We start from the raw sequence: 560 nt of genomic DNA, 5'->3' as shown, positions 1-560 counted from the left end.
TCGATCTCGGCGAGGAACGCGTCTACGCCTGCGCGGTCCTCGTGGTGCATCTGGGTGGCTTCACGGGACTGTACGAGCGCGTCAGCCTCGTCGATCACCATGATGGTGACCTTCGAGACCTTGCCGGTTCGATAATGTCGGCCGAGTTTGGCCTCGGACGTGACTTCCTCGAACGCCGAGCCGATCAGCGCGGTCATTTCACCGACATGTCCAGAGCCGCGTGTCGAGAGCTTGAGTCGCCACAGTTCGACCTCGGCGCCCAGGTGTGCGGCGAGGTCGCATCCGAAGCTCTCCGCGAGTGCCGACTTACCCGAGCCGACATCGCCTGCAAACAGCAGCAGAGGCGCGCGGTCCTTCAGCAGGGTGAACGACTGATCGTCGGGCTTCACTTTGGGGTGGTTCTTCGACGCCCATCTGATGAGGTGCGCCGGGTCGGCAAGTACGGCTGCTTCCTTGCGCAGCCTCGCTTTGACCGCGTCGAGACCTACCAACCGGGCGTAGCGGTCAGCGCGAACGTCGTCTGGCAGGGTGATGACTGGATGGAAAAGGCTAGTCGGGTC

1 protein-coding gene is annotated in these 560 nt (G+C 63.2%); it reads right to left on the bottom strand.

Annotated elements, in window-relative coordinates:
- Nucleotides 1–560: AAA family ATPase (locus AC2ETI_RS32635; protein WP_483635050.1), on the bottom strand; the 560-nt coding region annotated here is incomplete at both ends.

The organism is Rhodococcus sp. MurmanLake-1, assembly GCF_056945715.1.
The sequence above is the reverse complement of the archived record's forward strand: the minus strand, read 5'-3'. Positions and strand labels throughout refer to the sequence as shown.